The sequence below is a fragment of the Mesorhizobium sp. M5C.F.Cr.IN.023.01.1.1 genome (assembly GCF_003997585.1).
GTDB classification, from domain to species: Bacteria; Pseudomonadota; Alphaproteobacteria; order Rhizobiales; family Rhizobiaceae; genus Mesorhizobium; species Mesorhizobium wenxiniae.
In genome coordinates this window covers 69,558-81,839 of record NZ_RZSU01000006.1, presented here as the reverse complement: position 1 = coordinate 81,839, position 12,282 = coordinate 69,558, and the positions used below count along the sequence as shown (strand labels likewise).

At 64.5% G+C, this 12,282-nt stretch carries 11 protein-coding genes and 1 pseudogene; 5 read left to right on the top strand and 7 right to left on the bottom strand.

Annotated elements, in window-relative coordinates:
- The first annotated feature begins 40 nt into the window (after positions 1 to 40).
- Positions 41 to 1,822: an NAD(P)/FAD-dependent oxidoreductase gene (locus EOA78_RS04435; protein WP_127314043.1), complete on the top strand. Its 1,782-nt coding sequence runs from the start codon at positions 41 to 43 to the stop codon at positions 1,820 to 1,822.
- A 170-nt stretch (positions 1,823 to 1,992) separates the two neighbouring features.
- On the opposite strand, the gene EOA78_RS04430 is transcribed toward EOA78_RS04435, so the two are convergent.
- Both EOA78_RS04430 and EOA78_RS04425 read right to left on the bottom strand, forming a co-directional pair.
- Complete coding sequence (locus EOA78_RS04430; protein ID WP_127314042.1) at positions 1,993 to 3,228, bottom strand: amidohydrolase/deacetylase family metallohydrolase; 1,236 nt, start codon at positions 3,226 to 3,228, stop codon at positions 1,993 to 1,995.
- A 29-nt stretch (positions 3,229 to 3,257) separates the two neighbouring features.
- On the bottom strand, positions 3,258 to 3,623 hold the full coding sequence (locus tag EOA78_RS04425) for a RidA family protein (RefSeq protein WP_127314041.1): 366 nt from the start codon (positions 3,621 to 3,623) through the stop codon (positions 3,258 to 3,260).
- A gap of 260 nt (positions 3,624 to 3,883) precedes the next feature.
- On the opposite strand from EOA78_RS04425, the gene EOA78_RS04420 reads away from it, so the two are divergent.
- The 3 genes and pseudogenes from EOA78_RS04420 (at position 3,884) to EOA78_RS04410 (ending at position 5,143) form a co-directional block, all read left to right on the top strand.
- Positions 3,884 to 4,642, top strand: coding sequence for an SDR family oxidoreductase (locus EOA78_RS04420; protein ID WP_127314040.1), 759 nt, complete (start codon positions 3,884 to 3,886; stop codon positions 4,640 to 4,642).
- Positions 4,643 to 4,655: 13 nt separating this feature from the next.
- Positions 4,656 to 4,940 (top strand): annotated as a pseudogene (locus EOA78_RS04415) (hypothetical protein); the annotation flags it as partial.
- Positions 4,937 to 5,143, top strand: coding sequence for a hypothetical protein (locus tag EOA78_RS04410; protein ID WP_127314039.1), 207 nt, complete (start codon positions 4,937 to 4,939; stop codon positions 5,141 to 5,143). The pseudogene EOA78_RS04415 and the gene EOA78_RS04410, both read left to right, overlap by 4 nt.
- Before the next feature lie 64 nt (positions 5,144 to 5,207).
- Here the strand turns inward: EOA78_RS04410 and EOA78_RS04405 are convergent, their stop codons facing one another.
- Complete coding sequence (locus EOA78_RS04405; RefSeq protein ID WP_127314038.1) at positions 5,208 to 5,636, bottom strand: Lrp/AsnC family transcriptional regulator; 429 nt, start codon at positions 5,634 to 5,636, stop codon at positions 5,208 to 5,210.
- Between the two features lie 35 nt (positions 5,637 to 5,671).
- Between EOA78_RS04405 and EOA78_RS04400 the strand changes: the two genes are divergently transcribed.
- The gene (locus tag EOA78_RS04400; RefSeq protein WP_281034028.1) at positions 5,672 to 6,865 is read left to right on the top strand and encodes a saccharopine dehydrogenase family protein; all 1,194 of its coding nucleotides are present in this window, start codon (positions 5,672 to 5,674) and stop codon (positions 6,863 to 6,865) included.
- Between the two features lie 58 nt (positions 6,866 to 6,923).
- Here the strand turns inward: EOA78_RS04400 and lpdA are convergent, their stop codons facing one another.
- From lpdA to EOA78_RS04380, 4 genes are all read right to left on the bottom strand, one after another.
- A complete protein-coding gene (gene lpdA, locus EOA78_RS04395) occupies positions 6,924 to 8,318 on the bottom strand; it encodes a dihydrolipoyl dehydrogenase (protein WP_127314036.1) in 1,395 nt (464 codons plus the stop codon).
- A 128-nt stretch (positions 8,319 to 8,446) separates the two neighbouring features.
- Positions 8,447 to 9,835, bottom strand: coding sequence for a dihydrolipoamide acetyltransferase family protein (locus EOA78_RS04390; RefSeq protein ID WP_127314035.1), 1,389 nt, complete (start codon positions 9,833 to 9,835; stop codon positions 8,447 to 8,449).
- 20 nt (positions 9,836 to 9,855) lie between these two features.
- Positions 9,856 to 10,869, bottom strand: coding sequence for an alpha-ketoacid dehydrogenase subunit beta (locus EOA78_RS04385; protein ID WP_127314034.1), 1,014 nt, complete (start codon positions 10,867 to 10,869; stop codon positions 9,856 to 9,858).
- Between the two features lie 2 nt (positions 10,870 to 10,871).
- Positions 10,872 to 12,104, bottom strand: coding sequence for a 3-methyl-2-oxobutanoate dehydrogenase (2-methylpropanoyl-transferring) subunit alpha (locus tag EOA78_RS04380; protein ID WP_127314033.1), 1,233 nt, complete (start codon positions 12,102 to 12,104; stop codon positions 10,872 to 10,874).
- Between the last annotated feature and the right edge of the window lie 178 nt (positions 12,105 to 12,282).

The window sequence follows — 12,282 nt, the reverse complement described above, 5'->3', positions numbered from 1 at the left end:
GACGCGGCGGCGCCGACTTGGAAAGGTAGAAGGACCACAAATGCTCGACATGGCACCATCGAAACAGGCGGCCACCTGGTTTTCCTCCCTCGCCCGGTCGCTCGACGCGGGCGATGCCGAGGCCGCGGTCAATCTGTTCGTCGAGGACTGCTACTGGCGCGATCTGCTGACCTTCACCTGGAACATTAAGACGATGGAAGGCCGTGCGGCGGTCCGCGACATGCTGGAAGCCACGCTGTCGACGACAAAGCCGACAGCCTGGCAGCTTAGTGGCGCGGCGAGCTCCGACGAAGGCATCGTCGAGGCCTGGTTCACCTTCGAGACATCATCGGCGTGGGGCCAAGGCATCATGCGCCTGCAGGACGGCCGATGCCGAACGCTGTTCACGGCGATGAGCGACCTCAAGGGCTTTGAGGAGCGCAAAGGGCCGGCGCGGCCTTTGGGTGTACGCCACAAGGCCGACCCGGACCGCGAGACTTGGGCAGAGGCGAGAGCGCGCGAGGCGCGTGATCTCGGCGCCATTGAGCAGCCCTACTGTCTGGTCATCGGCGGCGGCCAGGGCGGCATCATGCTGGGGGCACGGCTCAGGCAGCTCGGCGTGCCGGCCGTCATCATCGAGAAGAATGCGCAGGCCGGCGATTCCTGGCGCAACCGCTATCGCTCGCTCGTGCTGCACGACCCGGTCTGGTACGACCATCTGCCCTACATCCCGTTTCCGGAAAACTGGCCGGTGTTCACGCCCAAGGACAAGATGGGCGACTGGCTGGAAATGTACACGCGCGTCATGGAGCTCAATTACTGGACCTCTACGAAATGCGTCAGCGCCAGCTATGACGAGGCCGAAAAGGTCTGGACGGTCGAGGTCGATCGCGCCGGCGAGCGCATCACACTGAAGCCGAAGCACATTGTCTTCGCAACCGGCGCCTATGGCCCACCGAGGCAGATCGACCTCCCCGGCGCCGATGTTTTCCAGGGCGAGGTCCTGCACTCCAGCCAGTATTCCAGCGGCGAGAATTTCCGGGGCAGACGCGTCGCGGTCCTCGGCGCGGCGAGTTCGGGGCACGATGTCGCGGTCGACCTCTGGGAAAGCGGTGCTGAGGTCACCATGATCCAGCGCTCGCCGACGACGGTGGTCAAATCAGACACGCTGATGGAGGTCGGGTTCGAGATCTTTTCGGAAAAAGCGCTAGCGCGCGGCATCACCACCGAAAAAGCGGACATGATCGTCGCCTCGACGCCGTTCGCGCTGCTGCCGCAAAACCAGCGGGCGCTCTACGACATCATCAAGGCGCGCGACGCGGCCTTCTACGACCGCTTGCGCAACGCCGGCTTCGCCATCGATTTCGGCGACGACGAGACCGGGCTGCTGATGAAGGCCTATCGCACGGGCTCGGGGTATTACATCGACGTCGGCGCTTCCGATCTGATCATCGACGGCGAGATCGGCATCCGCAGTGGCGTCGAGATCAAGTCGCTGACGCCGACAGGCATCCTGTTCGACGACGGCACCGAACTGGCGGCCGATGCGGTCATCTCCTGCACCGGCTATCAATCGATGAACGAGACCGTGGCGGCGATCGTCTCGCGCCAGGTCGCCGACAAGGTCGGGCCGTGCTGGGGGATTGGCTCGGGCGTGAAAGGCGACCCCGGACCATGGCAAGGCGAATTGCGCAACATGTGGAAGCCGACGGCGCAGGAAGCGCTATGGTTCCACGGCGGCAACCTCGCACTGTCGCGTTTCTACTCGAAATTCGTGGCACTGCAGATCAAGGCGCGCATGGAAGGAGTTCCGACGCCGGTTTATGGGGCGCCGGGGCGGTAGCTCCAGGCCTTCCCTTCTCCCCTTGTGGGAGAAGGTGGATTGGCGCGCAGCGCCAAGACGGTTGAGGGGTGCTGGACGGAATGAGGCGCTGGTGCTCTCTGGAACACCCCTCATCCGTCGCCTTCGGCGACCCCTTCTCCCACAAGGGGAGAAGGGGAGAGCGCACAGCCTCACCCGTGCCCACGCCCGAAATGCCGGCTCACCACATCGACATGCGTCTCATGCGCATGCGCTTCGAAACGCTCGGTATCGCCAAAATCGTTAGCAGCTTCGTTCGGCCACCAGGTGCCGCAAACCACGATACCATCCGAGACCAGCCTCTGCTCGGCGATCAGCGACGCGCCGACGGCGTCGACAAAGGTGAAGCGGCCCGGACGCAGCCGCAGCACTGCGACGTCGCCGATGGCACCGACCGCCAGCGTGCCAAGCTCGGGCCTTGCGATCGCCTCGGCCGGCCGCTGCGTTGCGGCGCGCAGCACCTCGACGAGCGGCATGCCTAGCGCCAGCAGTTTCGACATGCAGACCAGAATGTCGAAGGCGGGACCGTCGACGCAGTAGAGATGCACGTCGCTGCTGATCACATCAGGCGCCAGCCCCTCGCCGAGCATCGCCTTGGCGACCTCGAAGTCGAATGAGCCCATGCCGTGGCCGATATCGAAGATGACGCCGCGCTCGCGCGCCAGCCGCATGTCGGGCCGCACCGCGCCGGAGGCGAAGATCGGCGCGTTGGGAAACGGCCGGAAGCAGTGGGTGAGGATGTCGCCCTTGCGCAGCCGCGGCAGCACTTCCGAGCGGCCCGGCGGCGGCTCGTCGATATGCGCCATCAGCGGCAGGCCGGCCTGGTCGGCGGCCTCGAGCGCCAGATCGACCGGCGCGATGCCGCTGCTGCCGCCGGCATGGCGACCCGAGCGGACTTTTACGCCGACGATCACGTCTGCGTGCTCGCGCACCGCCGCCACCGTCTCGCGCGGTTCGCAGAGTCGGAGATCGCTGCACTCGCCGACCGAAACGGTCTGCGAGAAGCCGAAAATGCCGGCAAAGGAAATGTTGACATAGGCCAGGATGCGGACCTTCGAGCGCTCGATGACATGGCGGCGAAAGCCGAGGAAGTTGCCGGCGCCAGCACTTCCGGCATCGATGAAGGTGGTGGTGCCGCTTTTTGCGGCGAGGCGGTCGGCATCGACGCCGAGCGAAGTGCCGCCCCAATAGACGTGGCTGTGCAGGTCGATGAGGCCGGGCGCCACGATGGAACCGGTGGCGTCGATAACGCGTGCGGCACGCTCGAACGGAATGTCGGAATCAATCGCGGCGATGCGGCCACCGGCGATGGCCAGATCGCGTTGCGCGTCGAGGCCGGACGCCGGATCGATAAGGCGGCCGCCCTTCAGGAGAAGATCAAATTGCATCGGCGTCCGGCTCCGTTCCCGTCTTCTGGTTAAATCGGTCTGTAGGCGACAGCCTCGACCTCGATCTTGATGTCGATCATTAGCCGTGACTCCACCGTGGTGCGGGCCGGCGGCTCCTTTGGGAAATGCCTGGCATAGACGGCATTGAAAGCGCTGAAGTCGCGCGCGTCCTCGAGCCAGACTGTCGTCTTGACCACGTCGTCCATGCTGCAGCCGGCCAGCGCCAGAGCCGCCTTGACGTTCGAAAGCACCTGCTCGGTCTGCTCGGCGATGCCGCCCACAACCACGGTGCCGTCGCTGCCGACCGGCACCTGGCCGGAGACATAGACCATGTCGCCGGCCCGGACCGCCGGCGACAGCGGCACGTGGGATGTTCCAAAACACTGCTTGGGCAAAGAAAAGTCTCCTGTTCAAAACATTGGCGGCAATCGGCGCAGAGTCCGCGCGGTTCGGGCTCTTTCGCTGCGCCGGTTTCCCGGTTTCCTGCCGCAAGGTCTACGCCGACCCCGGCGATTCTCATACAGGCCGTGTTGGAAAGCAACATTTTTTGGAATTCATGTTGCTTTATTACAAGAGCACCAGCATCCTGCGTGGCAGGTGGTTGCGTCAAGTCATCCGGCAAGCGAGGATTGGCCAGGGAAAGGCGAGGAGCCGCATGATCGATTTCAGTGGCCGCAGCGTGGTTGTGACAGGTGCGGCTGGCGGCGTCGGCAGCGCGCTGGTCGCCGTCCTGTCCGCATGCAGGGCAAGGGTGGTCGCCTGCGATCGCGAGGGCACCGGCCTGACCGGCGCCGGAATTGAAGAAGCGCACTATTTTGACTTGCTCGATGACGGCGCCGTGGCGGCATTTGCCAAGCGCATCGGGGAAAGCGCGGCACCGGCGGCGGTCATCTCCAACGCCGGCTGGACGCGGGCGGAAACGCTCGCCGATATCTCGACGACCGCCCTCGACCGCGAAATGAATCTGAATTTCCGCAGCGCCGCCCTGCTGTCGCAGGCATTGCTTCCCGTGATGCGCAACCAGCCGCAAGGCGCCGCCTTCGTGTTCATCTCCTCGGTCAATGCGCAAGCCCATTTCGGCAATCCCGCCTACGCCGCCGCCAAGGCAGCACTCAACGCTTGGATGCGCGCCATCGCCACCGAGGAAGGCCGCAACGGCATCCGCGCCAACGCCGTCATTCCCGGCTCGATCCGCACCGGAGCCTGGGAGCATCGCCTCGCCCACAAGCCGGAGATCCTCGCAGCCGTCGGCAAGCTCTATCCGCTCGGCAGGCTGGTCGAGCCCGTCGAGGTCGCCCGCGCCGCGGCATTCCTGGCGTCGCCCTTTGCCAGCGGCATTACCGGCACCACCTTGAATGTCGACGCCGGCCTGATGGCCAGCAATCTTCCGTTTCTGGATCTGATCGGCGGTTGAGCGCCAGACGCTCTATGCGAGCCTCGGCGCCCTGGCGGCGTTCGTCCTGGTGATGCTCATCGGCCTCGCTTTGCATCGGCCGCTGGCGCGCGTCCCGGGAAATGCGCTCAAATTCGTCGTCGGGCTGATGCTGACCAGCTTCGGCATCTTCTGGACCGGCGAAGGCATCGATGCGCACTGGCCGGGCGACGATCTGGCCTTGCTCGCGATCTTCGCGATCGTCGCGCTGGCGTCCTTTGCCATCGTGTGCTGGCTGCGCAGCGCCTATCCCGCAGCCATCGGAGGGTTGGCCCGATGAACCTCGTTCGCCTTGCTGTGAAGGAATTCATCGGCATGTTCGTCGACGACGGCAATCTGGCACTGCTCGCCCTGCTGCTGATCGCGGCGATCACGGCGGCGGTGAAGTTTCTGGCGCTGCCGCCCTTTGGCGGCATCCTGCTGCTAATCGGCTGCCTCGCCATCCTGGTGCAGAGTGTCCGCCGCGCCGCGCGGCACCAGTGATCAAAGGAGCGGACACCCGCTCTCTCGAACATTGTTTTGCGACGGCATGTCGGCTGAAGGCCCGTCAGCGATCGATCCGCGTCGACAGGATGATCGAGGACGATGTCCGCTCGACCCCGTCCATCGCGCCGATCTCGTCGAGAAGCGTGTCGAGATCCCTAATCGACGGCGCATCGACGATGACGATCATGTCGAAATTGCCGCTCACCGAATGCAGCGTCCGCACCGGCGGCAGCGCCTGCAGGCTGCGCACCACCTTGTCGGCAAGCTTGGGCGTGACGGTGAGCAGGACATGCGCCCGCACCAGCCCCTGTTCGTAGTCGGGCGAAAGCCTGACGCCATAGCCGGTGATGATGCCGCGCTGTTCCAGTCGCTCGATCCGGCTCTGCACGGTCGTCCGCGACACGCCGAGCCGCCGCGCCAGTTCGGCCGTCGAGGCGCGCGCATTCGCCCGCAGCAGGGAAAGCAGGGCCTGTTCGGCGTTGCTAAGCACTTTCGACGAACCTCATCGGCATTTTGATCACCAAGATGCTTCGTTTCGTACAATTCCACGCTTCCTTTCGACAGGCAAGCTGCGATTCTATCGTCTTGAGCAAAGGTAGGGCGAGGGAACTGGTTATGAAGAAAATCATAGTTGTCGGCGCCGGCAAGATCGGCTCGACCATCGCCGAGATGCTGGCTTCCACAGGCGACTACCACGTCACCCTCGTCGACCGCTCGGCGGCACAGCTCGGCGCGGCCGAACTGCCTGAAACGGTCAAGACGCTGGAACTCGACATCGAAGCATCAGGCACGCTCGAAGCCGCTTTGGCCGGCAAATTCGCCGTGCTCAGCGCCGCCCCCTTCCACCTGACCACGCGCATCGCCGAAGCGGCAGCCAGCGCCGCCGTCCACTATCTCGACCTGACCGAGGACGTCGTCAGCACCAGGCGCGTCAAGGAATTGGCGCGCTCCGCCAACAGCGCCTTCATCCCACAATGCGGGCTGGCGCCGGGCTTCGTCTCGATCGTCGCCAACGATCTCGCCAGCCGCTTCGACACCCTGGAAAGCGTGCGCATGCGGGTCGGGGCGCTGCCGCAGTACCCGTCGAATGCACTGAACTACAATCTGACCTGGAGCACGGACGGCGTTATCAATGAATATTGCGAGCCTTGCGAGGCGATCGTCGAAGGCGAGCTGATCGAGGTGCCGCCGTTGGAGGAGCGCGAGGAATTCTCGCTCGACGGTGTCACCTACGAGGCGTTCAACACATCCGGCGGGCTCGGCACGCTGGCCGAAACGCTGAAGGGCAAGGTGTGCACGCTGAACTATCGCACCATCCGCTACCCCGGCCACGCCGCGATCATGAAGGCGTTGCTCAACGATCTCGGCCTGCGCCACCGACGCGACGTGCTGAAGGACATTTTCGAGAGCGCCCTGCCGGCGACGCTGCAGGACGTGGTCATCGTCTTCGTCACCGTCAGCGGCCGCAAGAACGGCCGCCTGCTGCAGGAAACCTACGCCAACAAGATCTACGCCAAGCGCGTCGGCGACATGGTGCGCAGCGCCATCCAGATCACCACCGCGTCAGCCATTTGCGCGGTCCTTGACATGCTGGCCGACGGCACCTTGCCGGCGAAGGGCTTCATCAAGCAGGAAGACATCGCGCTCGACGCCTTCCTAGCCAACCGCTTCGGCCACGCCTATGCGCAGCATGAGATGGTGAGCCGGTTAGCTGGTTGAGGAGCTTCTTTCCTTCTCCCCTTGTGGGAGAAGGGAGAGCGCGCGAGGCCGGCGGGCCCTAAACATGCAGCGCATGCCCGAGCGCCTTCAGCGCCGCTTCCTGAAAACCCTCACCTTGTGTCGGGTGGGCATGGATGGTGCCGGCTATATCCTCCAGCCGCGCGCCCATTTCCAGTGCCAGGCCGAAAGCCGTCGACAGTTCCGACACGCCGTGACCGACCGCCTGGATGCCGAGCACCAGATGGTTGTCCGCGCGGGCAACGATCCGGACAAACCCCTCCTCACCCATCTTCGTCATCGCCCGGCCATTGGCGGCGAAGGGGAACAATCCGACCTTGATGTCGCCGAGCCCCTTTGCCTCCTCCGGCGACAGGCCTGCGGTGACCAGCTCCGGATCGGTGAAGCAGATAGCGGGAATGCAGCGTTTGTCCCAGCCGCGCTTGTGGCCGGCGACGATCTCGGCGACCATTTCGCCTTGCGCCATCGCCCGGTGCGCCAGCATCGGCTCGCCGGTGACGTCGCCAACGGCAAAGATGCCGCGCATTGAGGTGCGGCACTGGTCGTCGATGCGGATGAATTTTCCCGCCATGTCCAGGTCGATCTGCTCCAGCCCCCAGTCTTCGACCACCGGCTTGCGCCCGACAGTGACCAGAATCCTGTCGGCAACGATCTTGCTATTCTTGCCGTCCTTCGTCTCGACCAGCAGCGCATCCCCCTTGGTCGACAAACCCTTGGCCTTGGCGCCCACAAGCACCTCGATACCGAGCTCGGCGAGCCGCTTCACCACCGGCCGAGTCAGTTCGGCATCATATTGCGCCAGTACGCGCGGCAAAGCCTCGACCACGGTCACCTTGGCGCCCATCTTGGCGAAGGCGATGCCGAGCTCCAGCCCGATATAGCCGCCGCCGACGACGGCAAGCCTTTCGGGCACTTCGCTTAGCCCCAGCGCTTCGGTCGACGAGATCACCGGTCCACCGAACGGCAGCGACGGCAGCTCGACCGGCGCCGAGCCGGTCGCGATGACCACCGTCTCGGCGCGGACCACCTGCATTCCGGTCTCGGTCTGGACTTCGACGGTCTTGCCGTCACGGAATTTCGCCCAGCCGTGCACGGTCTTGACCCCGGCCTTCTTCAGCAGGCCAGCGACGCCGCTATTCAGCCGGCTAACAATACCATCCTTCCAGGCGATGGTCGTTTCGAGATCAATGGATGCTGTTCCAATTGAAATGCCGAGCGGACTCTTGCCGCCCGCCATATGCGAGATTTTCTCGAACTCCTCGGCCGCATGGATCAGCGCCTTGGACGGAATGCAGCCGACATTGAGACAAGTGCCGCCCGGCTTGCCGAACTCGACGATAACCGTGTCGATGCCAAGCTGGCCGGCGCGGATGGCACAGACATAGCCACCGGGGCCAGCACCGATAACGAGCAGCTTGCAGGAGATTTCCTTCATGGGGTTCCTCTCAAGGCGCCGCAGAGGTGCAAAATTTTTCCTGCCGGAGGGACAGCACCCCCTCTGTCCTGCCAGGACAGAGGGGGGTGGGAAGGATCGCTGCCGCTCTCATTTCTTGCACCACAGCCTCAATCCACAAAAATCAGCGCCGGGGTCTCCAGCAGCGCCTTGATCCGTTGAACAAACACCGCGGCGTCCCAGCCGTCGATCACCCGGTGGTCGAAGCTGGAGGACAGGTTCATCATCTTGCGCGGGATGAACTGGGTGCCGTCCCACACCGGCCGCACCATCATTTTGTTGACGCCGAGGATCGCCACTTCCGGATGATTGATCACCGGCGTCGTCGCGACACCGCCCATGGCGCCGAGCGAGGTGATGGTGATGGTCGAACCCGAGAGCTCGTCGCGCGTCGCCGTGCCTGATTTGGCCGCCTCGGCGAGTCTGTTGAGCTCGGCGGCGCAGTCCCAGATGTCGCGCGCCTCGGCGTGTTTGACCACCGGCACCACCAGCCCCGAAGGCGTCTGCGCGGCAATGCCGATATGGACGCCGCCATGCTGGTGGATGATGCCGGCTTCGTCGTCGAACAGCGCGTTGAGGTTGGGCTGGTCGGCAATCGCCCTGACCATCGCCCGCATCAGGAACGGCAGCAGCGTCAGCTTCGGCCTTTCCGCGCCGGTTCGCTTCTCCTTGTTGAGCGCGGCGCGCAAATCCTCGAGCGCGGTAACATCGATCTCCTCGACATAGGTGATGTGCGGAATGCGCGACTTGGCCAGCGTCATCTTCTCGGCGATTTTTCGCCTGAGCCCGATGATTTTGATGTCCTCTATCGTCTCATTACGGGCGAGGCCGGAGATTTTCGCGAGCTGCGGCCCGCGCGCCAGAAACGCCTCGATGTCCTCATGCTGGATACGGCCGGCCGGGCCGCTTCCTGTGACCTGACGCAGATCGATCCCGGCCTCTTTCGCCCTGAGCCGAATGGCCGGCGACGCCAGCGGCTTTTCGCCTTCGAGGCGTGGCGCGCCGGAGACGGCAGCGAGACCCCCACCGACCGCAGTACTCCCAACCCCTCCCCACAAGGGGGAGGCGGATTCCGGCGCCGGTTCATCCTCACGCGCGGAAACTTTTGCGGACGGGCGCGCGATCGATTTGGCATCGGCTTTGGCGGCCGAAGCTCGTCCCCCTCCCCCTTGGGGGGAGGGGCCCGGGGCGGGGGTAGCCTCGGGGGCTTTCGCCTCACCTCCCCACGATTCCGCAGCGGCCTTCACATTGCCTTCGCCGGCCACCTTCAATCTGACGATGGGGGAGCCGATCGCCACCGTGTCGCCGATCTCCGCACCGAGCCAGACGATCTCGCCGTCAACGGGCGAGGGAATCTCGACCGTCGCCTTGTCGGTCATGACGGCGGCCAGCACCGCGTCCTCGCGCACGAGATCGCCGACCTTGACCTGCCATTCGACCAGCTCGGCCTCGGCGACGCCTTCGCCGACATCGGGCAGCTTGATCACATATTCGCCCATCGTCGTCAGGCCTCCCCCTTTTAGACTTCCATCGTTTCAACGAGCGCGCGGCCGAGCCTAGCGGGACCGGGAAAATAGTCCCACTCCTGCGCGTGCGGATAGGGCGTGTCCCAGCCGGCGACCCGCGCCACCGGCGCTTCCAGATGGTAGAAGCAGTTCTCCTGTACCAAGGCCGACAGCTCGGCGCCGAACCCGGATGTCAGCGTCGCCTCGTGCACGATCACGCAGCGGCCCGTCTTTTTCACCGAGCCGACGATCGTCTCGAGATCGAGCGGCAGCAGCGTCCGGAGATCGATGATCTCGGCGTCGATGCCGGTCTCCTCGGCCGCCGCCTCGGCGACATAAACCATGGTGCCATAGGCGAGCACGGTGACAGCGGCACCCGGCCGGCGGATCACCGCCTTGCCGAGCGGGACCGTGTAGTGGCCGTCGGCGACCTCGCCGAGTTCATGCTTCGACCACGGCGTCACCGGGCGCTCGTGGTGGCCGTCGAAGGGACCGTTGTAGAGCCGCTTCGGCTCCAGGAAGATCACCGGGTCGGGATCCTCGATCGCCGCAATCAAGAGACCCTTGGCGTCATGCGGATTGGACGGCACCACGACCTTCAGGCCGGAGACATGGGTGAACAGCGCCTCCGGACTCTGGCTGTGGGTCTGGCCGCCAAAAATGCCGCCGCCGGTCGGCATCCTGACCACGATCGGACAGGTAAAGTCACCATTCGACCGGTAGCGCAGCCGCGCCGCTTCCGAGACAATCTGGTCATAGGCCGGATAGACATAGTCGGCAAACTGCACTTCGACGCAAGGTTTCAGGCCGTAAGCTGCCATGCCGATGGCCGAGCCGACGATGCCGGATTCGCTGATCGGCGCATCGAAGCAGCGGCTCTTGCCGTATTTGGCCTGCAGGCCTTGCGTGCAGCGGAAGACGCCGCCGAAAAAGCCGACATCCTCGCCGAACACGATGACGCGTTCGTCGCGGGCCATCGACACGTCCATGGCGTCGCGGATCGCCTCGATCATTGTCCGTCTTGGCATGATCAGACCCCCGCCTGCTGGCGCTGGCGCCTGAGATGCGGCGGCATCTCGGCATAGACGCCCTCGAACATGTCGCGCGCCGAAGGCTTGCCGCCGGCATGCAGCGTGCCATGGCGCTCGGCCTCCCTTTGCGCCGCGATCACTGTTTCGAGAATTTCTGCTTCGGCCTGGGTGTGGCGCTCGTCCGACCAGACGCCGCGCTGGATGAGATGGTTCTTCAGCCTGACGATCGGATCGCCGAGCGGCCACGCGTCGGACTCGGCCTTCGGCCGATAAGCCGACGGATCGTCGGAGCTCGAATGCGCACCGACACGGTAGGTGACATATTCGACCAGCGTCGGGCCGAGATTTTTCCGCGCGCGCTCGGCCGCCCATTTCGCCACCGCATGGACGGCGAGATAGTCGTTGCCATCGACCCGCAGCGACGGAATGCCGAAGCCGAGACCGCGGGCGGCGAAAGTGCCGGAGCCGCCCCGGGCGATGCCCTGGAAGGTCGAGATCGCCCACTGGTTATTGACGACGTTGAGCACGACCGGCGCCTTGTAGGTCGAGGCAAACACCAGCGCCGAATGGAAATCGGACTCGGCCGTCGAACCGTCGCCGATCCAGGCGGCGGCGATCTTCGAATCATTGCTGATCGCCGAAGCCATCGCCCAGCCGACCGCCTGGATATATTGCGTCGCCAGATTGCCGGAGATCGAGAAGAAGCCGTGCTCCTTCGACGAATACATGATCGGCAGCTGCCGCCCCTTCAGCGGGTCGGCCTCGTTCGAATAGATCTGGTTCATCATCGTGACCATCGGATAGCCGTCGGCGATGAGCAGCCCTGCCTGCCGATAGGTCGGGAAGTTCATGTCGCCCGGCGCCAGCGCCTTGCGGAAGGCGCAGCTCACCGCCTCTTCGCCGAGGTGCTGCATATAGAAGGAGGTCTTGCCCTGCCGCTGCGCCATCTGCATGCGCGCATCGAAGCTGCGCAGCGTCATCATGTGGCGCAGTCCTTCCAGCAATTCGTCGTCGGAAAGCAGGCCAGCCCAGGGTCCGACCGCCTCGCCGGCGCGGTTGAGCACGCGGATGATCGAGAAGGCCATGTCGCGGATGGTGCGCGGATCGACGTCGATCTCGGGACGCGGCACCGAGCCGGCCTTGGGGATGGTCACATCAGAGAAATCCGGCGTCCCGCCCGGCCGCACCTCGGGTTCCGGCACATGGAAGCGCAATAGTCCTGCATCAGCCATGACCTTCGTCCTCCAATGTTGCCCGGTGCGATATTTGCACACCGCCAGACCAGTGCCAATTCGTCGGGAAGGCTTCGGGCCAACAATCGCGCCAGCCAGCACTCGTCAAGATGCAGATATGTCGGCGAAATTTCTTGTCGATCTTCCGCCGCTATGCGCAATTTGGCGAATGATTGCG